Origin of the sequence: Streptomyces sp. R21, assembly GCF_041051975.1 — a bacterium.
Lineage (GTDB): Bacteria > Actinomycetota > Actinomycetes > Streptomycetales > Streptomycetaceae > Streptomyces.
Genome location: NZ_CP163435.1, coordinates 3,695,503 through 3,718,141, shown reverse-complemented (window position 1 = coordinate 3,718,141; position 22,639 = coordinate 3,695,503). Strand labels below are relative to the sequence as shown.

16 protein-coding genes are annotated in these 22,639 nt (G+C 69.8%); 10 read left to right on the top strand and 6 right to left on the bottom strand.

Annotated elements, in window-relative coordinates:
- Window positions 1-167 precede the first annotated feature (167 nt).
- Window positions 168-2,762: a SpoIIE family protein phosphatase gene (locus tag AB5J56_RS16545; RefSeq protein WP_369233498.1), complete on the top strand. Its 2,595-nt coding sequence runs from the start codon at window positions 168-170 to the stop codon at window positions 2,760-2,762.
- A gap of 42 nt (window positions 2,763-2,804) precedes the next feature.
- On the opposite strand, the gene AB5J56_RS16540 is transcribed toward AB5J56_RS16545, so the two are convergent.
- Entirely contained in the window at window positions 2,805-4,478 is a 1,674-nt protein-coding gene (locus tag AB5J56_RS16540) for a TPM domain-containing protein (protein ID WP_369233497.1), read from the bottom strand.
- 166 nt (window positions 4,479-4,644) lie between these two features.
- On the opposite strand from AB5J56_RS16540, the gene AB5J56_RS16535 reads away from it, so the two are divergent.
- Both AB5J56_RS16535 and AB5J56_RS16530 read left to right on the top strand, forming a co-directional pair.
- Window positions 4,645-5,850, top strand: coding sequence for a hypothetical protein (locus AB5J56_RS16535; RefSeq protein ID WP_369233496.1), 1,206 nt, complete (start codon window positions 4,645-4,647; stop codon window positions 5,848-5,850).
- A 123-nt stretch (window positions 5,851-5,973) separates the two neighbouring features.
- Window positions 5,974-6,267 carry a hypothetical protein gene (locus AB5J56_RS16530; protein WP_369233495.1) on the top strand — a complete coding sequence of 98 codons (294 nt, stop codon included), beginning with the start codon at window positions 5,974-5,976 and terminating at the stop codon, window positions 6,265-6,267.
- A 25-nt stretch (window positions 6,268-6,292) separates the two neighbouring features.
- Here the strand turns inward: AB5J56_RS16530 and AB5J56_RS16525 are convergent, their stop codons facing one another.
- From AB5J56_RS16525 to AB5J56_RS16510, 4 genes are read right to left on the bottom strand one after another with little or no spacing between them, the layout of a single operon-like run.
- The gene (locus AB5J56_RS16525; protein WP_369233494.1) at window positions 6,293-7,063 is read right to left on the bottom strand and encodes a succinate dehydrogenase/fumarate reductase iron-sulfur subunit; all 771 of its coding nucleotides are present in this window, start codon (window positions 7,061-7,063) and stop codon (window positions 6,293-6,295) included.
- Window positions 7,060-9,006, bottom strand: coding sequence for a fumarate reductase/succinate dehydrogenase flavoprotein subunit (locus AB5J56_RS16520; RefSeq protein ID WP_369233493.1), 1,947 nt, complete (start codon window positions 9,004-9,006; stop codon window positions 7,060-7,062). The genes AB5J56_RS16525 and AB5J56_RS16520 overlap by 4 nt, the downstream gene beginning before the upstream one ends.
- Window positions 9,006-9,827 (bottom strand): hypothetical protein, encoded by an 822-nt coding sequence (locus AB5J56_RS16515; RefSeq protein WP_369233492.1) that lies wholly within the window; start codon window positions 9,825-9,827, stop codon window positions 9,006-9,008. Before AB5J56_RS16515 ends, AB5J56_RS16520 begins: the two co-directional genes overlap by 1 nt.
- 19 nt (window positions 9,828-9,846) lie before the next feature.
- Window positions 9,847-10,134, bottom strand: a complete 288-nt coding sequence (locus tag AB5J56_RS16510; protein WP_369233491.1) for a hypothetical protein — start codon at window positions 10,132-10,134, stop codon at window positions 9,847-9,849.
- A 374-nt stretch (window positions 10,135-10,508) separates the two neighbouring features.
- Here AB5J56_RS16510 and AB5J56_RS16505 point away from each other — a divergent pair, with 374 nt between their 5' ends.
- The 7 genes from AB5J56_RS16505 to AB5J56_RS16475 all read left to right on the top strand — a co-directional run bounded on the left by AB5J56_RS16505 (window position 10,509) and on the right by AB5J56_RS16475 (window position 21,764).
- Window positions 10,509-12,788, top strand: coding sequence for an ABC transporter family substrate-binding protein (locus AB5J56_RS16505; protein ID WP_369233490.1), 2,280 nt, complete (start codon window positions 10,509-10,511; stop codon window positions 12,786-12,788).
- 309 nt (window positions 12,789-13,097) lie between these two features.
- The gene (typA, locus tag AB5J56_RS16500; RefSeq protein WP_369233489.1) at window positions 13,098-15,005 is read left to right on the top strand and encodes a translational GTPase TypA; all 1,908 of its coding nucleotides are present in this window, start codon (window positions 13,098-13,100) and stop codon (window positions 15,003-15,005) included.
- 559 nt (window positions 15,006-15,564) lie between these two features.
- Window positions 15,565-16,593, top strand: coding sequence for an ABC transporter permease (locus tag AB5J56_RS16495; protein WP_369233488.1), 1,029 nt, complete (start codon window positions 15,565-15,567; stop codon window positions 16,591-16,593).
- Between the two features lie 38 nt (window positions 16,594-16,631).
- Complete coding sequence (locus AB5J56_RS16490; protein WP_369233487.1) at window positions 16,632-18,428, top strand: ABC transporter substrate-binding protein; 1,797 nt, start codon at window positions 16,632-16,634, stop codon at window positions 18,426-18,428.
- Between the two features lie 89 nt (window positions 18,429-18,517).
- The gene (locus tag AB5J56_RS16485; protein WP_369233486.1) at window positions 18,518-19,495 is read left to right on the top strand and encodes an ABC transporter permease; all 978 of its coding nucleotides are present in this window, start codon (window positions 18,518-18,520) and stop codon (window positions 19,493-19,495) included.
- A 59-nt stretch (window positions 19,496-19,554) separates the two neighbouring features.
- Complete coding sequence (locus AB5J56_RS16480) at window positions 19,555-20,619, top strand: ABC transporter ATP-binding protein (RefSeq protein ID WP_369233485.1); 1,065 nt, start codon at window positions 19,555-19,557, stop codon at window positions 20,617-20,619.
- Window positions 20,620-20,651: 32 nt separating this feature from the next.
- A complete protein-coding gene (locus AB5J56_RS16475; RefSeq protein ID WP_369242581.1) occupies window positions 20,652-21,764 on the top strand; it encodes an ABC transporter ATP-binding protein in 1,113 nt (370 codons plus the stop codon).
- On the opposite strand, the gene AB5J56_RS16470 is transcribed toward AB5J56_RS16475, so the two are convergent.
- Window positions 21,761-22,228 carry a Uma2 family endonuclease gene (locus AB5J56_RS16470; RefSeq protein ID WP_369233484.1) on the bottom strand — a complete coding sequence of 156 codons (468 nt, stop codon included), beginning with the start codon at window positions 22,226-22,228 and terminating at the stop codon, window positions 21,761-21,763. The genes AB5J56_RS16475 and AB5J56_RS16470 overlap by 4 nt on opposite strands.
- Window positions 22,229-22,639 lie beyond the last annotated feature (411 nt).

Genomic DNA, 22,639 nt, shown 5'->3' with positions numbered 1-22,639 from the left:
CGCCACCTGGTTAGAAGACTGGGAGTATGTCGCGGCCGGTCCAAAAATCATCGGGACCGTGCTGTGATCGTGAACACCGTGTTGTGCGGCACCGTAGTGCTGGATACTGCGGGCAGCCGCCCCCGGTGACCGGTGCCGGACGCGGTGAGCTGGAGGGGACGGTTCGCGTGAGCGAGATACCAGCGAAGGCCACGGAGTCCGAGGACCCGTCGGACGGCGCGAGGGCTGAAGCGGCGATGAGTTCCGCCGCGCACAGCTCCGCGGACGCCACGGGCGAGGCGATGTGGCAGAGCAGCCCACCCGGTTCGATCTACGACTACATCAAGGTCGCGTCGTTCTCCATCGGCGCGGACGGCCTCGTCGACCAGTGGAGCCTGCGGGCCGAGCAGGTCTTCGGCATCCCCGCCGAGCGTGCTGTCGGCATGGACCCCATAGAGACGTTCGTAGCCCCCGACCAACGCGAGCGCGGCCAGCGCAAGATGGCGGAGATCCTCGACGGCCGGGAGTGGACCGGCGTGGTCCCCTTCCGGGCGCCCACCCCCGAAGGGGGGGAAGGGCTCGCCGAGGTCTATGTGATGCCGACCACAACGGAGGACGGCGAGCGAGCCGCTGTGTGCATCGTCGTCGACGTCCGCACGCTGCGCTCGATCGAGACCGACCTCGCCGCCTCGCAGGCGATTTTCGGTCAATCTCCGTTCGGCTTCCTGCTGATCGACCCCGACCTGCGGATCCGTCGCGCCAACGAGCGGTTCGCCTCGGTCTTCGGCGGGACCGTCGAGGACCACCGCGGCCGCACCCCCGGCGACTACCTTCCGCGCCCGGAGGCCGAGCGCATCGCCGCGACACTGCGCCGCGTCCTGGAGACCGGCGACTCCATCACGGACATGCACGTCACGGGCTTCGTGCCGGGCTCCGAGGAGCGCCGCCACTGGTCCATCAACCTCTACCGCGTGCACAGCGGCACCGGCCGCCCCATCGGGATCGCCTGGCTCGGAACCGACATCACCGCCCGCCGCACCGCCGCCCGCGAGGCCGCCTCCGCCCGGCGCAATCTCGCCCTCCTGAACGAGGCGGGCGCCCGCATAGGCAACTCCCTCGACCTGGAGACCACCGCCCGCGAACTCCTCGACGTCGTCGTCCCCAACTTCTGCGACCTCGCCACCGTCGACCTCTACCAGGGACTCCTGGCCGGCGACGAGACACCGCCCGGGCTCGCCGACGGCAGCGCCGAGCTGCGCCGCGTCGCGTTCGCCAGCGCCGTCTCCGACGCGCCCTTCATCGGCGGGCCCGCGCCCGTCGCCCCCGGCACGGTCCACCACTTCCCGTTCAACTCGCCCTGCGCGGACGCCCTGCGCACCGCCCGCCCCCAGTACCTGCCCGCCGAGGAGGGCGGCCTCGTCCAGTCCACGCTCGCCGTGCCGATGGTCGCCCACGACACCGTCGTAGGGCTTGCCCAGTTCTCCCGTACGAAGGGCAGCGAGCCGTTCGGTGACCGGGACCGCGCCCTCGCGGTGGAGCTGGCGGCACGCGCCGCGGTCTGTATCGACAACGCCCGCCTCTACCGCCGTGAGCACGAGCGCGCGCTGATCCTCCAGCGGTCGCTGCTGCCCCCGGGCGACCCCGAGGCCTCCGGCCTGGACATCGCCTGCCGCTACCTTCCCGGCAACGCGGCCACCGAGGTCGGCGGCGACTGGTTCGACGTCATCGAACTGCCGGGCCACCGAACGGCGTTGGTCGTCGGCGACGTGATGGGCCGCGGTCTGCGCGCTGCCGTCGCGATGGGTGAACTCCGCACGGCCGTACGCACCCTGGCCCTGCTCGACCTCGAACCGGCGGAAGTCCTCTCCGCGTTGGACGAGATCGCCCGCGGCCTCGGCACCCCCGGCGGCGTCCAGCAGGCCACCCGCACCGCCCGCCAGCCCCGCGACGCCGACCTCTCCGAGGTGTACCTCGCGACATGCGTGTACGCGGTCTACGACTCGGTGACCCGCAGGTGCACCTTCGCCAACGCCGGCCATCTGCCGCCCGTCCTCGTCGAGCCCGGCGAGAGCGCGCTGATGCTCGACGTGCCGCCGGGCATGCCGCTCGGCGTGGGCGGCGAGCCCTTCGAGGAGGTGGAGGTCGAACTGCCCGAAGGTGCGCTGCTCGCGCTCTACACGGATGGACTCGTCGAATCCCGCGACCATCCCCTCGACGAGGGCCTCCAGGCCTTCGTGGGCGCGCTGACGGACCCTTCCCGACCCCTGGAGGACGTCTGCGACCACGTCCTCAACACCCTCGACACCCACCACGGCGAGGACGACATCGCGCTGCTGATGGCACGTGTCCAGGGGCTGCCCGCCGACTCCGTCGGCGACTGGACCCTCCCGCGCGAGCCGCGCAGCGTCGGCAAGGCCCGCGAGTACGCGCGTGCGCAGCTCGTGTCGTGGGGCCTCGAACCCCTCGTCGACACCACGGAGTTGCTCGTCAGCGAGCTGGTCACCAACGCGCTGCGCTACGGCGAGGGCGAGATCAGACTCCGGCTGCTCCTGGACCGCACGCTGGTGTGCGAGGTCTGGGACGCGGGGCTCGTGCAGCCGCGTCGGCGCCGGGCACGCGACACCGACGAGGGCGGGCGCGGACTGCAGCTCGTCGGACTGCTCTCCGCCGCCTGGGGCTCCCGGCGTACGCCCCGCGGCAAGACGGTCTGGTTCGAACTCCCGCTGCCGGACGGGGAGACGGGGCTGATGGATCCCGCGGAGGCGTTGCTGAGCCTGTTCTAGGGGTATGAGGGCTCCTTGTGCGTGGGGTGTGGGGCGTGCGGTTCAGAAGCGTCCGCCGCCGCCCCTGCGTCCACGGGTCCCGCCGCCGCCGAAGCTTCCGGGCCCGCCCCCTTGCCCGGCATGACCATGACCGGCGCCCCCGGGCCCGGCGCCGCCGCCGAGGATGATTCCACCGAGCACGGCACCGCCCATCCCGCCGCCGCCATGCGCTCCCGCCACCGTCCCGCCGTCGTACGGATTGCCGTACGCCCGTACGTCCCGCTCGGCGAGCCGCAGCGCCTCCCGGGCCAGACCGTCGGCCTGCTGGGCGTCGGCGAGGGCGGCGGGGCCGGGGGAGAGGGTCTGGCCGGTGGTTCCCGGGGTCTCCGCCCGGGCCAGCCTGCGTGCCGCCTCCGCCAGCCGGGTGCGGGCCTCGCTGCCCACCGCTCCCCGGTGCGTCGTGACGAAGTCCGTCGCCGTGGCGACCGCGCTGCGGGCGGTGAGGAGGGACTGGTCGAGCAGGGCGAGCGCGCGCCGGTCGGCGTCCTCGCGGGAGCGGGCACCGGCGAGGGCCTCGTCGAGCGAGGCGTCGGCCTGCTCGACGCGGCGGAGGGCGTCGATGGGGTCGTAGGGCCCCGCGGACATCTCCCGGCGTACGTCGGCGGCGACCGACTCGGCCCGGGCGATCCGGCCCTGGAGGTCGCCCCTGGGGACGGTGAAGGCCGTGCCCTGGAGCAGGCCGCGGGCGTCAGCGAGGTCCGTGTCCGTCCCGGCGAGCGCGGCGGGCAGCTTTCCCACGGCGGCCGCGAGGTCGGCGGCCAGCCGGTCCACGGCATCCACGAAGGTGCCCGCCTGGTCGACGGCGCCCTCCGCGGCGCGCAGATGGACGGCTGCCGGCCCTTGATCGTCCAGGTCGACGGACTGCCGGGCCTGGTTGAGGTGGGTGGTGGCGAACACGAGCCGGTCCTTGGCCTGTTCGGCGTGGCCCGCGACGGTCGCCGACGCGGAGAGGGCGTACCGCTTGCGCAGATCCGCCAGCGCTGCGTCGGCGGTTCCCGTGCGCGTCGTCAGCTCCCGGAACCGGGTCTCCGCGTGCTCCAGCGCCCTCGGTGCATCCCGCTCCAGGGCGCGCAGTTGGTCGAAGCCGGCCGCCTCCGCGTCCAGCCGCCGCTGCGCGTCCGCGCACCGCGCGACGATCTCCTCCAGCAGCCGCCGCTTGTCGCTGTCGTCCTCGGCGAAGGCGTCGTCGAGCTGCTGGCGCAGCCGGAAGGCCGCCGTCAGTTCGGACTTCGCGTAAGCGAGCGCGCCCGCGTACGGCTCGACCGCCTCCGCGCCGGCCTGGGCGGCGGCGAAGCCGAGTTCCTCGGTGCTGGTGCGGACCGCGTCGTCGGTCTCGACCAGCGATGTCCGCGCCTGCCGGTCGAGTTCGCAGAGGGAGGCGACCGGTGGGATGCCGAGGTCCCCGCCCGGGGTCGTCCGGGTGCTCGCGCGCCGCTTCCGCCGTGTGTACGTGAACGCCGCCGCGGCTCCGGCGGCGCCCACCAGCGCCACGGGCAGGACCAGGTCGGAGGCGGACGTCTCGTCCTCACCGGGGTCGGCCTCACCGGGGACGACCGACGGCGAGCGCACGGGCTGTCCGGCGGCGACGGTGTCGATGCCGCCGGGCGCCCCGGTCGCGGTGATGGGCAGCACCAGCCAGCCGAGGGCCAGCAGCCCCCCGAACACGGCATGCGCCACCCGCCCGGCTATGTGCGACGGGGCTCGGCGCGACCGGCTTCGGCTCAGGGGCGACGTCACATTTGGGAGCGTATGGCCGCATGCGTGGCCGCGCGAGCGGGGTGCGCTGTCGGTGGGGCCGCTTAATGTACGAGGGGTACGGGGGACGTGGGAGGGAGTACGGGGGATGGACGTGGGGCGCGCGGAAACCGGGACGGGTACGGGTGCGGGCGGCGAGCCGGGGGAGGAGACGGCAGCGCGGACGGAAACCGCGGAGGCCATCGACGCCGAGGAAGCCGCTGACACCGCTCAGGTGTCTCAGCCCTCGCGAGAGCGTCCCCGCCGCACCCCCGGCCGGCTCCGGCCCGTGGCCCGCGTCTGGCGGAACCCCCGCCTCCGCTGGCCGAAGCGCATCGCGCTCGTCCTCGCCCTGGTGCTGATCGTCCCGCTGCTCGCCGCCGGAATCGCCCTGCGGGTGAACTACGCCGGGGACCCGGGCCCCGGTACGCACACCAGGAACCGTGACGCCTTCTGGCTGGGTCACGCCTGGGTCGACGGGCGTAAGCGCGACGCGGACGTGAAGGCGCTCGCCGAGCGGCTGCGGAGCACCGGCATACGCGACCTGTACGTGCACGCGGGCCCACTGGAACACGACGGGACGCTGCCCAAGTCGGACTATCCGAGGGCGCGTTGGTTCATCTCCGCCGTGCGTGAGGAGCTGCCCGGCGTGCGCGTACAGGCCTGGCTCGGGGACGAACTCGCGAGCGAGGGGCCGACCGGGCTGCGCCTGGAGCGCCCGGCGACCAGGGCGGCTGTCGTCCGCTCCACCCGGCAGATCCTGGACGCGGGCTTCGCCGGCGCCCACTTCGACCTGGAACCCCTGCACTCGGAGAACCGCGACTACCTCTCCCTCCTCGACGACCTGCGCCGCGTCACCCGGGCAGCCGGAGCCCAACTCTCCGTCGCCGCCCACCAGATCGATCCGCTCCCGGCCGCGAACTCGATCCGGGGCGCGCTCAGCGGACACCCCAAGTGGTGGTCCCAGTCGTACTTCGGGCAGGTCGCGCGCCGGGTCGACCAGATAGCCGTGATGTCGTACGACACGGCCATGCCCCTGGAGAGCCTGTACGGCGGATACGTCGCCCAGCAGACCTCCCTCGCCCTCGAAGTCACCCCGAAGTCCACGGACCTGCTGATGGGACTGCCCTTCTACTACGAGGACAACATGGCCCACCACGGCTCCGCCGAGACGGCCCGGGCAGCCGTCCGAGGCGCCCGCCTCGGCCTCTCCCGCACCGACCGCACCCGCGAACACTTCGGCGTCGCCCTGTACGTCGACTTCGCGGCCCGTGAGTCGGACTGGGCCGCGTACCAGGCGGGTTGGATGTCCTGACCGGGCCCCGTTCGGGCCGTGATCACGCCGTGACCGGCCTCATGCACGACGGACAGCTTCGCGTGTCATCATCGCTTCCGCGCGCGTGCCGCTGCGGCAGGCGCCGGGGGAGTGGGGGCACTGATGGACTGGATCACCGTGGCAGCGGTGTTGGTCGTCGCGACGCTGGGAGTGCTGGGCGCGGTGACCCTGGTGACGGGGTGGGTGGCACCGTGGGCGCGCAGCCGGGTGCTGCGGCCGAACCTCTGGGGCATCGGGTCGGTGATCAGCGCCGTCGGCATGGGCGTCTTCATGTTCACCGGACCCTTCCACGGCCTTCCCGACCCCGCGCTCTACCCGTACACGATCACCGGCTGGCTCGTCTTCTTCGCGGGCCTGGCCTTTCAATGGCGGGCCCAACGACCGGGCAAGCTCTGAGAGTTGGCGCCGGGCGTCGAACCCGTTACGACTCGCGCCTCCTGATCTTCGACCCCAGCCACACCAGCGGGTCGTACTTGCGGTCGACCGCCCGTTCCTTCAAGGGGATCAGCGCATTGTCCGTGATCTTGATGTTCTCGGGGCAGACCTCGGTGCAGCACTTGGTGATGTTGCAGTAGCCGAGGCCGTGTTCGTCCTGGGCGGTCTTCTTGCGGTCGAGTCCGCCCTCGGCCGCCGCGTCCAGCGGGTGCATGTCCAGCTCGGCCACCCGCATCAGGAAGCGCGGCCCCGCGAACGCCGGCTTGTTCTCCTCGTGGTCGCGCACGACATGGCAGGTGTCCTGGCACAGGAAGCACTCGATGCACTTGCGGAACTCCTGCGAGCGGTCCACGTCCTCCTGCATCATCCGGTACTCGCCGGGAGCCAGGTCGGCGGGCGGCACGAAGGCCGGGACCTCGCGCGCCTTGGTGTAGTTGAAGCCGACGTCCGTCACCAGATCCCGTACGACCGGGAACGCGCGCAGCGGTGTGACGGTGATCGTCTCCTCCTTCGTGAACACCGACATGCGCGTCATGCACATCAGCCGGGGCCGCCCGTTGATCTCCGCCGAGCACGAACCGCACTTGCCCGCCTTGCAGTTCCAGCGCACGGCGAGGTCGGGGGTCTGGGTCGCCTGGAGGCGGTGGATGATGTCCAGCACCACTTCGCCGTCGTTCACCTCGACCGCGAAGTCCTTCAGGCCGCCGCCCTTGGTGTCCCCGCGCCACACCTTGAAGCGGGCCTCATAGCTGCTCACTCGTAGAGCTCCTCTTCGGCGAGGTACTTGACCAGCTCCTCCTTCTCGAAGAGGGCGAGCAGGTCGGGGCGGATGGGCTCGGTGGTCTCCCGTACGAGGTCGATCTGGCCGCGTACCGGGTCGGTCGCCGCCAATCCGCCCGTCGGGTCGGTCAGTTGGCAGAGCAGGTTGACGCGGCGCCAGGCGCGGTCCATCGCCGGATGGTCCTCGCGGGTGTGGCCGCCGCGTGACTCCGTGCGCTCCAGGGCGGCGCGGGCCACGCACTCGCTGACGAGCAGCATGTTGCGCAGGTCGAGGGCCAGATGCCAGCCGGGATTGAACTGGCGGTGGCCCTCCACCCCCGCCCGGCGTGCCCGCACGCGCAGGTCCGCGAGCTTCTCCAGAGCCTGCTCCACCTCGGCCTCCCGGCGGATGATGCCGACCAGGTCGTTCATGGTCTGCTGGAGTTCCTGGTGGAGGGTGTACGGGTTCTCGGGCGGGCGGCCGTTCTCCATGCCGGGCTCCGGGCCCTCGGCCGAGAAGGGCCGCAGTGCCTCCGCCGCCGCCGTGTCGACGTGGATGTCGTCGACGCCGGGGCGGTCGGCGGCGTCGATCCCCGACGCGTACTCGGCGGCGTGCCACCCGGCCCGCCGCCCGAAGACCAGCAGGTCGGAGAGCGAGTTGCCGCCGAGCCGGTTGGAGCCGTGCATGCCGCCGGCGACCTCACCGGCCGCGAACAGGCCGGGCACTCCGCGCGCGGCGGCCGTGTCCGACTCGACCGCGATGCCGCCCATCACGTAGTGACAGGTCGGCCCGACCTCCATCGCCTCCGCCGTGATGTCGACGTCGGCCAGCTCCTTGAACTGGTGGTACATGGACGGCAGTCGGCGCCGGATGACCTCGGCGGGCATACGCGTCGACACGTCCAGGAAGACGCCGCCGTGCGGGGTGCCGCGGCCCGCCTTGACCTCGGAGTTGATGGCGCGGGCGACCTCGTCGCGGGGGAGCAGCTCGGGGGGACGCCGGTTGTGGTCCGGGTCCTCGTACCAGCGGTCGCCCTCCTCCTCCGACTGCGCGTACTTCTCCTTGAAGACGTCGGGGATGTAGTCGAACATGAACCGCTTGCCCTCGGAGTTCCGCAGCACCCCGCCGTCGCCGCGCACCGACTCCGTGACGAGGATGCCCTTCACCGACGGCGGCCAGACCATGCCGGTCGGGTGGAACTGCACGAACTCCATGTTCAGCAGCGGCGCCCCGGCGAGCAGGGCCAGCGCATGACCGTCCCCGGTGTACTCCCACGAGTTCGACGTCACCTTGAAGGACTTGCCGATGCCGCCGGTGGCGATCACGACCGAGGGCGCTTCGAGGACGAAGAAACGGCCGGATTCCCGCTCGTAGCAGAAGGCGCCCGAGACCCTCCGCCCGTCCTTGAGGATCCGGGTGACGGTGCACTCCTGATACACCTTCAGACGGCTCTCGTAGTCGCCCGTCTCCCGCTTGTCCTCCTGTTGCAGCGCGACGATCTTCTGCTGAAGGGTGCGGATGAGCTCCAGGCCGGTGCGGTCGCCGACGTGTGCCAGCCGGGGGAACTCGTGGCCGCCGAAGTTGCGCTGCGAGATCCGCCCGTCCTTCGTGCGGTCGAAGAGGGCGCCCCAGGTCTCCAACTCCCATACACGGTCCGGCGCTTCCTGCGCGTGCAGCTCGGCCATCCGCCACTGGTTGAGGAACTTCCCGCCCCGCATGGTGTCGCGGAAGTGGACCTGCCAGTTGTCCCCGGAGTGCACATTGGCCATGGCGGCCGCGATGCCGCCCTCGGCCATCACCGTGTGCGCCTTGCCGAACAGCGACTTGCAGATCACCGCCGTACGGGCGCCGCGCTCCCGGGCCTCGATGGCCGCGCGCAGTCCGGCGCCCCCGGCGCCGACCACGACGACATCCCACTCCTGCCGCTCGACCACGGACATCAGAACAACCTCGGATCGTCAAAGGCGCCGGAAGCGACCAGGTACACATAGAAGTCGGCGAGCGCCACGCTCACCAACGACACCCAGGCCAGCAGCATGTGACGGGCGTTCAGCTTCCCGACCCACTGCCACATCCGGTAGCGCACGGGGTGCTTGGAGAAGTGCTTCAGCTTGCCGCCGACGATGTGCCGGCAGGAGTGGCACGAGATGGTGTACGCCCAGATCAGCGTGATGTTGACCAGGAACACCAGGGTGCCCAGGCCCATGTGGCCCCAGCGGTAGTGCTCGTCGCGGAAGGAGAGCACGGTGTCGTACGTCAGCACGCCCGCGACCAGGATCGCCGCGTAGAAGAAGTACCGGTGGATGTTCTGCAGGATCAGCGGGAAGCGGGTCTCGCCGGAGTACTTCTTGTGCGGTTCGGCGACCGCGCAGGCCGGCGGGGACGCCCAGAAGCCCCGGTAGTAGGCCTTGCGGTAGTAGTAGCAGGTCAGCCGGAAGCCGAGCGGGAAGATCAGGATGATGATCGCGGGGGAGATGCCCCACCAGCTCCCGAAGAGGTCCGCGTTGGGCCCGGCGTGCATGGTCCGGCACCGCTCGGCCAGACAGGGCGAGTAGAACGGCGAGACGTACGGCGCCGCGTAGTAGTTCGTGTCCGCGAACGCCCGCCACGTCGAGTAGACGATGAAGGCCAGCAGCCCGGCCGCGGTGACGGCGGGCGCCAGCCACCAGCGGTCGGTCCGCAGATGCGGGGCGGCGATCGCGGCGCGCGTACCGGTCCGTACGCCGCCGCTGTTCAGATGGGGTTCCGTACCAGTGGCCAACGGGAGACTCCGGTCGGGTTCAGGGGGCGTGCCGGTCTCGGGCGCCGAGTCCCTCGTCGTCCGAGTCCGTCCACAGGCTGTTGTCGTACGGGGTGTCGGGGATGGACAGGAGGTCGGGACGCCGGGGCTGGGTCAGCACCGGGGCGGCCTCGCGCAGCAGCGCGAGACTCTCCCGCAGGTGATCGGCGTCGGCGCGCACCCGACGCATCTCCAGGCTCGCGCCCAACTGCTGTTCCAGGCGTCCCACCGACCTGGCCAGGTCGTCGAGGCAGCGCTGGACTGACGTCAACTCATCGTGCACGGACATGACTTGCCCTCACTTCCGCGGACCCCTCGGCCCAAGGCGGCAACGTTCATGCGCCTGCGAGTGTCGCGCGTCACACCTGCCGGTGGGAAGCGGTGTGCATGGATTGGCCGGGGTGCGCTGGTGCGCGCCCCCGGCCCCTGTACCTGGGGGCCGCGCCCCCAGACCCCCGCTTTCGGCCTGAACGGCCTCGTCCTCAAACGCCGGACGGGCTAAAACTGCCCCTCTGTTGCGCCGCACGGGTGGGGTTCGGTGCCGTCCACGCCGTGTCGGCGCTCCGAAGCTCCGTCCCTCCCCTTCAGTGGCCGCATACATCTGATCAGCTCCATATACCGCCAATCGTGATCAGAACCGGCCCAGCCCCGGAGGTTGCAGTGATGTCCCACGACGGCGTCGGACTGCGCGCGGTGATGCGCTCGGTCGCCTTCCTCACCGCGGGTGCGCTCGCGGTACCCGCCCTCTCCGCGTGCAGCGCCGAGGATCAGGCGGGCAAGCCCCTCGCCGGGCAGGACATCGCGCCCGCCGTACGCGACCTGGTCGCCGACGGCGGCACACTCCGCTGGGCCGTCGACGCCGTGCCGGAGACCCTCAACACCTTCCAGTCGGACGCCGACGCGGGCACCTCGCGGGTCGCGGGCGCCGTCCTGCCCTCCATGTACCGGCTCGACGCGACGGGCCGCCCGCAGCGTGACGCCGACTTCCTGGAGTCCGCGAAGATCGTCGACCGTGAGCCCAAGCAGGTCGTGCTCTACAAGCTCAACCAGCAGGCCGTGTGGAGCGACGGCCGCGAGATCGGCGCCGCCGACTTCGCCGCCCAGTGGCGCGCCCTGTCAGGCAAGGACACCTCGTACTGGACCGCCCGCAACGCCGGCTACGAGCGGATCGAGAAGATCGAGCGCGGGAAGAACGACCTGGAGGTCAAGGTCACCTTCAGCAGGCCGTACGCCGACTGGAAGTCGCTGTTCTCGCCGTTGTACCCGAAGGACGTCATGGGCACCCCGGACACCTTCAACGACGGCGCGCGCCGCAAGCTGAAGGTCACCGCCGGTCCCTTCGCGCTGAAGAAGGTCGACCGCAAGGACGGCGAGGTCACGCTCACCCGCAACCCCCGCTGGTGGGGCCGCCCCGCCAAGCTCTCCGAGCTGGTGCTGCGCGCCGTACCGCGTGACGAGCGGGCCGCCGCGCTCGCCGCCGGAAAGCTGGACCTCGCCGAGATCGACCCCAGCGAGGCCGAGCGGATCACCCTCGCCGCCCGCGACAAGGGCAGCCGCCCGTTGCAGGGGCCCGGCGCCGCCGTCCCGCCGGCCAAGGCACTGCGGTCCTGGGCGCTCGCTCACGGCTCCGACGAGGAGGCCGCGGACGACGAGAACAGCGCACGCAAGAAGCGGCAGAAGGCGATCACGAAGTACGCCGAGGAGCAGTCGGCGCTGCGCGGCTTCGTGATCCGCAAGTCCTTCGAACCCGCGTACACGCAGCTCGCCCTCAACGGCGCCGAGGGGCCGCTCGCCGACGAACGGGTCCGCCGGGCCGTGGCCCGCGCGCTCGACCGCAAGGCCCTCGCCGGTGTCGTACTGAAGCCGCTGGGACTGCCCGCCGTCCCCGTCGGCAGCCACCTCGCGCTCGCGGGGCAGCAGGCGTACGCCGACAACAGCGGGGCTCTCGGCGGCCAGGACACCGCCGAGGCGCAGGCGCTGCTCGCCGACGCCGGGTGGGTGCCCGGCGGGCCGCTCAAGGACAAGGCCAAGGACAAGGCCAAGGACTCGGCCAAGGCCGGGAAGTCGGCCGGATCCAAGGCCTCCGGCAGCAAGAACGCCGACGACTCCTCCGGCGACGACGGGACGTACATCGTCGGCGAGGACAACAAGCCGTTCGAGGCCGACCGGGAGAAGAAGAAGGACCCCAAGGACCACACGAAGAGGCACACCGGGAAGCACGGCGCGAAGCACTCGGGGCAGCATGGCGCCGAGGACCAGGCGGGCAAGCAGCTCGACGGCAAGCAGTTCGCGCACAAGCCGCTCAAGCAGGGGGGTGCGCCCGGGGCGTACGCCCCCAAGGGGACGGCTGCGCCGGGAGGTGCGGCGGCCGGGGTGCTCGCCAAGGACGGCAAGCCGCTGACCCTGCGGTTCGTGCTGCCCTCCGGGCCCGGGTCGGAGTCCCTGCGGGCCGTCGCCGACCGCATCACGCGGATGCTCCAGCGGATCGGTGTCCGTACGGAGATCTCCAAGGTCTCGGACGACAGCTACTTCAAGGACCACATCGCGTCGGGGCAGTACGACCTGGCGTTGTACTCCTGGCCCGCGTCCGCCTTCCCGGCGACCGATGCGCGGCCGATCTTCGCGAAGCCGGTGCCGGCGGCGGACGGATCGCTGAGCGTGGAGCAGAACTACACGCGGGTCGGCACGGATCAGGTGGATCAGCTGTTCGATCAGGCGATTGCCACGCTGGACGAGGACGAGTCGCGGGCCCTGGTCCGCAAGGCCGACGCCCGCATCTGGGCCGCCGCCGGCTCCATCCCCCTCTACCAGCGCCCCCAGCTCACCGCCGCCCGCCCCAACCTCGCCAACGCCGGCGCCTTCGGCTTCCAGACCCCGGTGTATGAGGACATGGGCTTCTTGAAGAAGGCGACGAAGCCTTCGGCGAGCGCTTCACCGAAGTAGAGGGTGGGTCGCGCAGCCCGGGGCTTGCAGGGCGCCGCCTGCGCCCACCCGTGCCGCCCCAGCGGCACGATTGCCCGCAGTGACGCGGCTACGCCGGCCACCCGGCGCTGCACCCGGACGCGCAGGTGAGCGGCGGCTTCGCAGGCCCCCCGGCAAGGGGCGGCGGACCCCTCTGCAGGCCGCCCGGAGGGCCCTGCGGAGGCCGGGTCCGTCAACGCCACGTACCATGGGGTAAGGCCGTGGCGTGTTCAGCCCGGCAGGCCCCGCGCAGCGGAGGCCGTCCACTCACCCCGGGAGAAGCGCCGCAATATGGCCACGCGCCACGACATCCGCAACGTCGCCATCGTCGCCCACGTCGACCACGGCAAGACGACACTGGTCGACGCCATGCTGAAGCAGGCGGGTGCCTTCGCCGCGCACGCCGCCGAGAGCCTCGACGACCGCATGATGGACTCGAACGACCTGGAGCGTGAGAAGGGCATCACGATCCTGGCGAAGAACACGGCGGTCAAGTACCACCCGAAGGATGGCGGCGACGTCATCACGATCAACATCATCGACACCCCCGGCCACGCCGACTTCGGTGGTGAGGTCGAGCGCGGTCTGTCGATGGTCGACGCGGTCGTTCTGCTGGTCGACGCGTCCGAGGGCCCGCTGCCCCAGACCCGCTTCGTGCTGCGCAAGGCTCTCCAGCAGCGTCTGCCGGTCATCCTGTGCATCAACAAGACCGACCGCCCGGACTCCCGGATCGACGAGGTCGTCAACGAGACCTACGACCTCTTCCTGGACCTGGACGCGGACGAGGAGCAGATCGAGTTCCCCATCGTCTACGCGTGTGCGCGTGACGGTGTCGCCTCGCTGACCAAGCCGGAGAACGGCACGGTCCCGGCGGACAGCGACAGCCTGGAGCCGTTCTTCTCCACCATCCTGCAGAACGTCCCCGCCCCGTCGTACGACGAGGCGGCGCCCCTCCAGGCGCACGTCACCAACCTGGACGCCGACAACTTCCTCGGCCGTATCGCGCTGCTCCGCGTCGAGCAGGGCGAGCTGCGCAAGGGCCAGACCGTCACGTGGATCAAGCGCGACGGCACGATGTCCAACGTTCGTATCACCGAGCTGCTGATGACCGAGGCGCTCACCCGCAAGCCCGCCGAGATGGCGGGCCCCGGTGACATCTGCGCCGTCGCCGGTATCCCGGACATCATGATCGGTGAGACCCTCGCCGACCCCGAGAACCCGATCGCGCTGCCGCTCATCACGGTCGACGAGCCCGCGATCTCCATGACCATCGGTACCAACACCTCGCCGCTGGTCGGCCGTGGCGGCACCGGCAAGGGCGCCACAGCCAAGGCCGCGGTCAAGGACCGCAAGGTCACCGCCCGCCAGGTCAAGGACCGGCTGGACCGCGAGCTGATCGGTAACGTCTCCCTCCGTGTGCTCGACACCGAGCGGCCGGACGCCTGGGAGGTCCAGGGACGCGGTGAGCTCGCGCTCGCCATCCTGGTCGAGCAGATGCGCCGCGAGGGCTTCGAGCTGACCATCGGCAAGCCCCAGGTGGTCACCCAGCAGATCGACGGCAAGACGCACGAGCCGGTCGAGCGCATGACGATCGACGTCCCCGAGGAGCACATGGGCGCGGTCACGCAGCTCATGGGCGTCCGCAAGGGCCGCATGGACAACATGTCGAACCACGGTTCCGGCTGGGTCCGCCTGGAGTTCGTCGTCCCCTCCCGCGGCCTCATCGGCTTCCGTACGGAGTTCCTGACGGGCACGCGTGGCACGGGCATCGCCCACTCCATCCACGAGGGCCACGAGCCGTGGTTCGGCGAGCTGAAGACCCGTAACAACGGTTCTCTGGTCGCCGACCGCGCCGGTGCCGTCACCGCGTTCGCGATGACGAACCTTCAGGAGCGCGGCGTGCTGTTCACCGACCCCGGCACCGAGGTGTACGAGGGCATGATCGTCGGCGAGAACTCGCGCGCCGATGACATGGACGTGAACATCACCAAGGAGAAGAAGCTCACCAACATGCGCTCCGCCGCGGCGGACACGTTCGAGGCGATCGTCCCGCCGCGCAAGCTCTCCCTGGAGCAGTCCCTGGAGTTCTGCCGCGACGACGAGTGCGTCGAGGTGACCCCGGAGGCCGTGCGCATCCGCAAGGTCGTCCTGGACCAGAAGGAGCGCGGTCGCACCGCGAGCCGCGCCAAGCACGGCTGATCCACCGTCAAAAAGCCCGGGTCTCCCCACGGTGGGGAGACCCGGGCTTTTTGCAACCGGTTTTTCGGCGGCCCTCCGCGCCTGGTGTCCGAAATCCGGTGAACCATGCTCGATACCCAGGCAACACGTCCGTTTCGCGGGCATCCGGCCCGGATCTCCGTGTCCGGATCCCGGAAGGTGCCCGGCTCAGCCGTGACTGAACCGAGACCTCACGGCTGTGGTCGGTCAACGGCTCATGTCCGATAGTTAGCCGCGTAACGCTCGGGTCAATGGGTCACGCGCTGCTGGGACAGCGCCGACTCACGAGCACAGTGGGGTGTTTGGCCCTCCGTCAGGGGTGTCGGAGGTCCGCCATGGACCCCTCGTCGTCCGTGCACCGGTTGAGTCATGAGGAGGCACCAATGCCGACTACGCGTGTCCATATGCGAGTTGTGGCTCAAGGCGCACTGCCCCACGGCGACCGATAGGCCTCCGTCTCTCCTGATCCGCATGGTCCGGCCCGCGGCCGTCCACATCCGGTGGCAGCCGTCGGCTCGGCGTACCCGTGAATGGACGCACCATGACGAGTCCGATCGAGATCGAGGGCGCGGAAACACCGGCCGGGGCGGACCGGAAGGCCGATACGAAGGCCCCCGAGCCGCCCGAGAAGCCGGCCGGCCGCTCGCCCGGCCAGCTGATGTGGCGCCGCTTCAAGCGGGACCGCAGCGGGGTGGTCGCCGCGTACGTCGTGCTCTTCTTCTTCCTGGTGGCGGCTCTCGCGCCGCTGATCTCGAAGCTGTACGGCAAGAACCCGTACACGCTCTACGGCCAGGACGACCCCACCCTCCTGAACGACTTCAACATGCCCTCGGGTCCCAACGGCGGCATCACCACCGAGTACTGGTTCGGGATCGAACCCACCCTGGGGCGCGATGTGTTCACGCAGCTGCTGTACGGCATGCGCACCTCGCTGTACACGGCGCTCGCGGCGACCGTCGCGATGGTGGCCATGGGCATCGTGATCGGCCTGGTCGGGGGCTACTTCGGCGGCAAGGTCGACTACTGGCTGGGCCGGTTCACCGACTTCCTGCTCGCGTTTCCGCAGCAGCTGTTCCTGATCGCGGCGATGCCGGTGATCACCGCGGTGTTCGTCGCCCCGGACGAGGAAACCCCCACCTATGTCCACGCGTTCGCCATCATCGGCGTGCTGTGGTTCCTCGGCTGGATGGGGCTGGCCCGGCTGATCCGGGCGGTCACCCTGTCGCTGCGCGAGCGGGAGTTCGTCGACGCCGCGAGGGTCGCGGGCGCCTCGCCCTGGCGGGTCATCCGCAAGGAACTGCTGCCCAACCTCGTCACACCGATCCTGGTCCAGGGCACGTACATGCTGCCCAACACCATTCTCTCGGTCGCGTTCCTGTCCTTCGTGGGCGTCGGCTACACGGAGCCGACCCCGGACTGGGGACGGATGTTCGCCATCGGTTCGAACATCTACGAACAGGACCCGGTCTACATGTTCTTCCCAGGTGTCGCCATGGTCGTCTTCGTCGTGGCGTTCAACCTCCTCGGTGACTCCGTCCGGGACGCCTTCGATCCCAAGACGGGCCGCTGACTCACCGTCACTACACACAGGCAGGTGAACTCGACGCCATGAGCATTCTCGGTTCCCGCACCACCCGGACCGCCGTAGTCGCCGTGGCGGCCGGCGCCCTGGCGCTGGCCGGCTGCAGCAAGAGCGACAACGGCAGCGGCGGTGACAAGAGCAAGAACAAGAAGGAGGCCGCCTCGCAGGCGGCCGCGGTGAAGATGGGCACCGCACAGGACTCCACCGGACCCGCCGAGGAGGTCGCGGGTGCCAAGCCGGGCGGCACGGTCCAGGTCTACGAGGAGGACGACTTCTCGCACCTCGACCCGGGCCAGATATACGTCAGCGACGCCGGTCTGCTCTCCAAGCTCATCTTCCGAGGCCTGACCACCTACAAGGAGGACGCCAAGGGCAACCTCACGGTCGTCGGCGACCTCGCCACCGACCCCGGCAAGGTGTCGGACGGCGGCAGGACCTGGACGTACACCCTGAAGAGCGGGATCAAGGACGAGAACGGCCATGTGATCGACTCGGCCGACATCCGGCACACCTTCGAGCGGCTCTACGACCCGTTCATCACCGACGGCCCGACCTACATCCAGCAGTGGCTGTCGGGAGCGGGCACCACCTACCGCAAGGCGTACGGGGGCCCGTTCAAGGGCAAGCACCTGCCCGACACCGTGCTCGCGACCCCCGACGACAAGACCGTCGTCTTCCACTTCAAGGCGGCGCAGCCCGACCTGCCGCAGGCCCTGACCATGGGCGGCTACTCCGTGGTCCCCGAGAAGACCGACACCAAGGCGAAGTACGACACCAAACCGGTCGCCGTCGGCCCGTACAAGATCTCGGAGTTCAAGGCCGGCAAGAACCTGAAGCTGGTCAGGAACACCGACTGGGACGCCAGGACCGACCCGATGCGCCACCAGTACGTCGACGGCTTCAACATCGACATCAACCACGACGACGAGGACCAGACCAAGACGCTCCTCGCCGACCGCGGCGACGCCAAGAACGCCATCATGTTCACCGGCCAGGTGGCAACCACCCAGGTGCAGAAGGTCGTCGGCGACGCCGCGGCGATGAAGCGCACGGTCCAGGGCTATGCCGTCTACGTGTGGCAGATGAACTTCAACATGGACCGCATCAAGGACAAGCGGATCCGCGACGCGATCACCTACGCCATGCCGTCCGTCGCCATGTACAAGGCCGACGGCGGCGCGTACGGCGGTGAGGTCGCCAACAGCCTGATGGCGCCCACCCTTCCGGGCTACCAGAAGGACTTCGACCCCTTCGACCGCGCGGGGCACCCCAACGGTGACATCGCCAAGGCCAAGAAGCTGATCGAGGAGGCCGGCGCCAAGGGCAAGAGGATCGTCTACGGCTACTCCAACATCCCGGTCCGCCAGCAGCAGGCCATCCTCGTCGAGAACGCCCTGACGAAGATCGGCCTGGACGTCCAGAAGAAGGAGTTCGACAACGCCACCTGGTACGAGGAGATGGGCAAGGTCAAGAACGGCCTCGACATCTACATGACCGGCTGGGGCCAGGACTGGTCGTCGGCGTCCACCGTCTTCCCGCCCGTGTACGACGGCACGCAGATCCAGGACGGTTCGTCGAACTACTCGCACGTCAACGACGAGCACATCAACTCCGAGATCGCGCGCATCCTGAAGATCACGGACACGGCGGAGGCCACCAAGGCCTGGACCGCGCTCAACCAGTACATCAGCACCAAGGTGAACCCGGCCGCGCCGATCTACTACGTCAAGGTGTTCCAGCTCGCCGGCTCCAACGTGGGCGGCCTGCGCTACTCCTCGGTCATCAGCTACACCGACCCCACCCGCGTCTTCCTGAAGAGCTGAGCCGGCGGTCCCGGGGGCACGCCCTCGCGGGCGCGCCCCCGGGACCCGGGCCCCCGTCCCTGGCCGCCGTACCGGGAGCAGCGTTCACCATGCTTCGATTCATCCTTCGCCGGACGTTCGGCGCCGTGCTCATCCTCTTGCTGATCAGCGCCTTCACCTTCTTCATGTACTACGCCATCCCGCAGGACCCGGCGACGCTCGCGTGCGGCAAGAACTGCACACCGGACGCGCTGGCGATCATCCACAAGAACCTGGGGCTGGACCAGCCGGTCCCGGTGCAGTACTGGAAGTTCCTCGTCGGCATCTTCGCCGGACGCGACTTCGCCGTGGGGCACTGCGCGGCGCCCTGCTTCGGGGTGTCCTTCCGCGACCAGCAGATGGTCTGGGACACGCTCATGGACCGTTTCCCGCTCACGCTGTCCCTCACCATCGGCGGCCTGATCGTGTTCCTCGTCGTCGGCCTCGGCACCGGTCTCATCGCCGCCCGCTTCCGCGGCACCTGGCTCGACAAGACGTTCAGCAGCATCTCGCTGGTCCTCAGTTCGATGCAGATCTACTTTCTCGGACCAATCGTTCTTGGCATCTTCGTCTACAGCACCGGCTGGCTCGACAAGCCCAGATACGTGCCGTTCACGGAGAATCCGGCCCAGTGGTTCACGGGCCTGCTGATCCCCTGGCTGGTGATGTCCGTCATCTTCACGGCCAACTACACGCGGATGTCCCGCTCGGCGATGATCGAGCAGCTCCAGGAGGAACATGTGCGCGCCGCCCGCGCGAAGGGCATGACGGGGCGGTACGTCTTCTTCCGGTACGCCTGGCGCGGCTCCCTCATCCCCATCGCCACCATCCTCGGCATGGACCTCTCCGCGCTGCTCGGCGGAGCCGTCGTCACCGAGTACACCTTCGGGCTCGCGGGCATCGGACGGCTCGCCGTGGAGTCCGTCGTCGGCAAGGACCTGCCCAAGCTGATGGGCGTGATGCTCTTCAGCGCCGCGTTCATCCTGCTCCTCAACGTCATCGTGGACGCCCTGTACGCGGTGATCGATCCACGCGTACGTCTGTCGTAGCCGCGCGAAGGGCGTCACCGTGGAAGCAGCGACCACTTGACCCGTCTGGAGATGGCGCCGTGACCACACTCACCAAGCCGGAGGACGCGCCGGCCCCCACCGGATCCGACGCATTCCTCTCGGTGCGCGACCTGCGTGTGCGGTTCTCCACGGAGGACGGCGTCGTCAAGGCGGTCGACGGGCTCTCCTTCGAGGTGGAGCGCGGCTCGACACTCGGCATCGTCGGCGAGTCGGGCTCCGGGAAGTCGGTGACCAACCTGACCGTGCTGGGCCTGCACAACCCGATGACGACCACCGTGGAGGGCGAGATCGTCCTCGACGGCAAGGAGCTGATCACCGCCACGGAGAGCGAGCTCGAGAAGCTCCGCGGCAACAAGATGGCGATGATCTTCCAGGACGCGCTGACCGCGCTGTCGCCGTACCACACGGTGGGGCGGCAGATCGGCGAGCCGTTTCGCAAGCACACCGGCGCGTCCAAGCGGGAGGCACGCGAGCGGGCGGTCGAGATGCTGGCGAAGGTCGGCATCCCGCACCCCGAGCAGCGCGTCAACGACTATCCCCACCAGTTCTCCGGCGGTATGCGCCAGCGCGCGATGATCGCGATGGCCCTGGTCTGCAACCCGGACCTGCTCATCGCCGACGAGCCGACCACCGCCCTCGACGTGACGGTCCAGGCGCAGATCATCGACCTGCTCAAGGACCTTCAGCAGGAGTTCGGTTCGGCCATCATCATGATCACCCACGACCTCGGGGTGGTCGCCAACATGGCGGACGACCTGCTCGTGATGTACGCGGGCCGGGCCGTGGAGCGCGGCACCGTCCGCGAGGTGCTCAAGTCGCCCAGGCACCCGTACACCTGGGGGCTGCTGGGCTCCATGCCGCGTATGTCGGCGGACCTCGACGAACCCTTGACGCCGATTCCGGGCGCACCGCCCTCACTGCTGAACCCGCCCTCGGGGTGCCCCTTCCATCCGCGCTGCGCCTTCCGGCTGGAGGTCGAGGGCCCCGACCGCTGTGTGGACGTCCGCCCGGAGATCCCGCCGGGGCGCGGCTCCGCCTGCCATCTGACGCTGGAACAGAAGAACCGGATCTTCATCGAGACCGTCAAGCCGCGGCTGGGCTGAGAGGGCTGACTGTGAGCGAGAAGGACACCGCGGTGGTCGACGCGATCCCCGGGCAGCGGGACCAGGACGGGCAACCGGACGAACCCCTCATGAGCGTGCGCGACCTGAAGAAGTACTTCCCGGTCAAGGGCGGCTTCCCGATCCGCCGTACGGTCGGCGCCGTACAGGCCGTGGACGGCATCTCCTTCGACGTGTTCCCCGGCGAAAGCCTGGGCCTGGTAGGGGAGTCGGGGTGCGGGAAGTCCACGACGGGGCGGCTGCTGACCCGCCTCCTGGAGCCCACCGAGGGCACCATCGCGTACCGCGGGAAGGACATCAGCCGGGCGAGCCGCCGCCAACTGGCCCCGATCCGCTCCGAGATCCAGATGATCTTCCAGGACCCGTACGCCTCGCTGAACCCCCGCCAGACGGTCGGCAAGATCATCTCCGGGCCGATGGAGATCAACGGTATCCAGCCGCCCGACGGCCGCGAGGCCCGCGTCCGCGAACTGCTGGAGACCGTGGGCCTCAACCCCGAGCACTACAACCGCTTCCCGCACGAGTTCTCCGGCGGCCAGCGTCAACGCATAGGCGTGGCAAGGGCGTTGGCGCTGTCACCCAAGCTGATCGTGGCCGACGAACCGGTCTCCGCCCTCGACGTCTCCATCCAGGCGCAGGTCGTCAACCTGCTCCAGGAGGTCCAGCGCGAGATGGGTATCGCGTTCGTGTTCATCGCCCACGACCTGGCCGTCGTACGGCACTTCTCGCACCGGGTCGCCGTCATGTACCTCGGCAAGATCGTGGAGGTCGCGGACCGCACGTCGCTGTACACCCGCCCCCGCCACCCCTACACCCACGCGCTGATGTCCGCCGTGCCGGACGCGGACATCGACGCCGACAAGAAGGAACGCATCCGCCTGGAGGGCGACGTCCCCTCACCCATCGCCCCGCCGTCGGGCTGCCGCTTCCGCACCCGCTGCTGGAAGGCCCAGGCCAGGTGCGCGGCCGAGGAGCCCCCGCTCATCCGCCTCTCCGGCAACCACGAGGGCCACCTGACCGCCTGCCACTTCCCCGAGGACCCGACGATCGAGGCGCGCGCGGAGGACATCGTGCTGGACCCGGCGCTGGCGGCGCTGGAGGAGGAGGCTGCCCCAGAAGCGCCCTAAGGCCGGGCGTTGCCTGCCTTGCCGTAGCGGCGGAAGGCGCCGGTTTCCACCGTCCACGAGCCGAACGGCACGGTGTCGCCGAAGATGTACGGGTCCTTTTCCTGATAGCGGTCGCTGCACGGGGCGGAGTGCACTTCGATCGTGCCCGTGCGGGGGTCGACGATCATGTAGTGGGCGATGCCCATGGCCGGATATTCAGCGAGCTTCTCGCCGTAGTCGTTGTCCGGATTGGACGGGGAGACGATCTCGGGGCCGTTCTCGCAGACGTACCCGGGGTGGGTGGCCGGGAGCTGCGCATTGAGCTGGTTGCGGATACGGCGAACCGTCCCCTTGTGGCGCTTCGAAGGACTCGTCATGGCGAGGAAGGGGCCGGAGGGTCCGATCTCCACATTCCAGGACCCTTCGAGGCGCTCGGCGTACTCCGTGAGCTCCTCGGCGATCGCTCGCATCTTGGCGTAGTCCATGAACTGAGGGTAGCGAGGCCGATGCCCCAAGCCCGCGTCAAGGTGCAGGCCCGCATCCCGAAAGGGAAGCGGGCGATCGGGCTCGGGTCAGTGGCACGGCCCTCCCTGACGGTGCGGTCGAGGGACGTACCTCTCCCGGTGCTCTCGGCCATGACGCATGGCCGGGGAAGGGGCGAAGGCTGCCGCCATGCCGGAATCGCTGGCAGCCGCCCTGAAGACCATCGATGCGGACACTGCCGCGGCCTTCGTCCATCCGTCGAGGTGGGTGAGGTCGATCGCGAGGCTGCGGAAGTTTGCGCAGGCATGGTGCAGGCTTCTGGTGGCGGCCCTGCCGGTGTCCTCGCTGCAGGTCATGACGTGGGCGAAGTGCTGGGCCTCGACGCTCTATTGGTCGCCCAGGCAGAGGTCGAC

Coding starts and splice junctions, on each gene's coding strand:
- AB5J56_RS16505 (WP_369233490.1), top strand. CDS start 10,509: ATGTCCCACGACGGCGTCGGACTGCGCGCGGTGATGCGCTCGGTCGCC.
- AB5J56_RS16530 (WP_369233495.1), top strand. CDS start 5,974: ATGGACTGGATCACCGTGGCAGCGGTGTTGGTCGTCGCGACGCTGGGA.
- AB5J56_RS16485 (WP_369233486.1), top strand. CDS start 18,518: ATGCTTCGATTCATCCTTCGCCGGACGTTCGGCGCCGTGCTCATCCTC.
- AB5J56_RS16495 (WP_369233488.1), top strand. CDS start 15,565: ATGACGAGTCCGATCGAGATCGAGGGCGCGGAAACACCGGCCGGGGCG.
- AB5J56_RS16510 (WP_369233491.1), bottom strand. CDS start 10,134: ATGTCCGTGCACGATGAGTTGACGTCAGTCCAGCGCTGCCTCGACGAC.
- AB5J56_RS16535 (WP_369233496.1), top strand. CDS start 4,645: ATGGACGTGGGGCGCGCGGAAACCGGGACGGGTACGGGTGCGGGCGGC.
- AB5J56_RS16490 (WP_369233487.1), top strand. CDS start 16,632: ATGAGCATTCTCGGTTCCCGCACCACCCGGACCGCCGTAGTCGCCGTG.
- typA (WP_369233489.1), top strand. CDS start 13,098: ATGGCCACGCGCCACGACATCCGCAACGTCGCCATCGTCGCCCACGTC.
- AB5J56_RS16470 (WP_369233484.1), bottom strand. CDS start 22,228: ATGGACTACGCCAAGATGCGAGCGATCGCCGAGGAGCTCACGGAGTAC.
- AB5J56_RS16520 (WP_369233493.1), bottom strand. CDS start 9,006: ATGTCCGTGGTCGAGCGGCAGGAGTGGGATGTCGTCGTGGTCGGCGCC.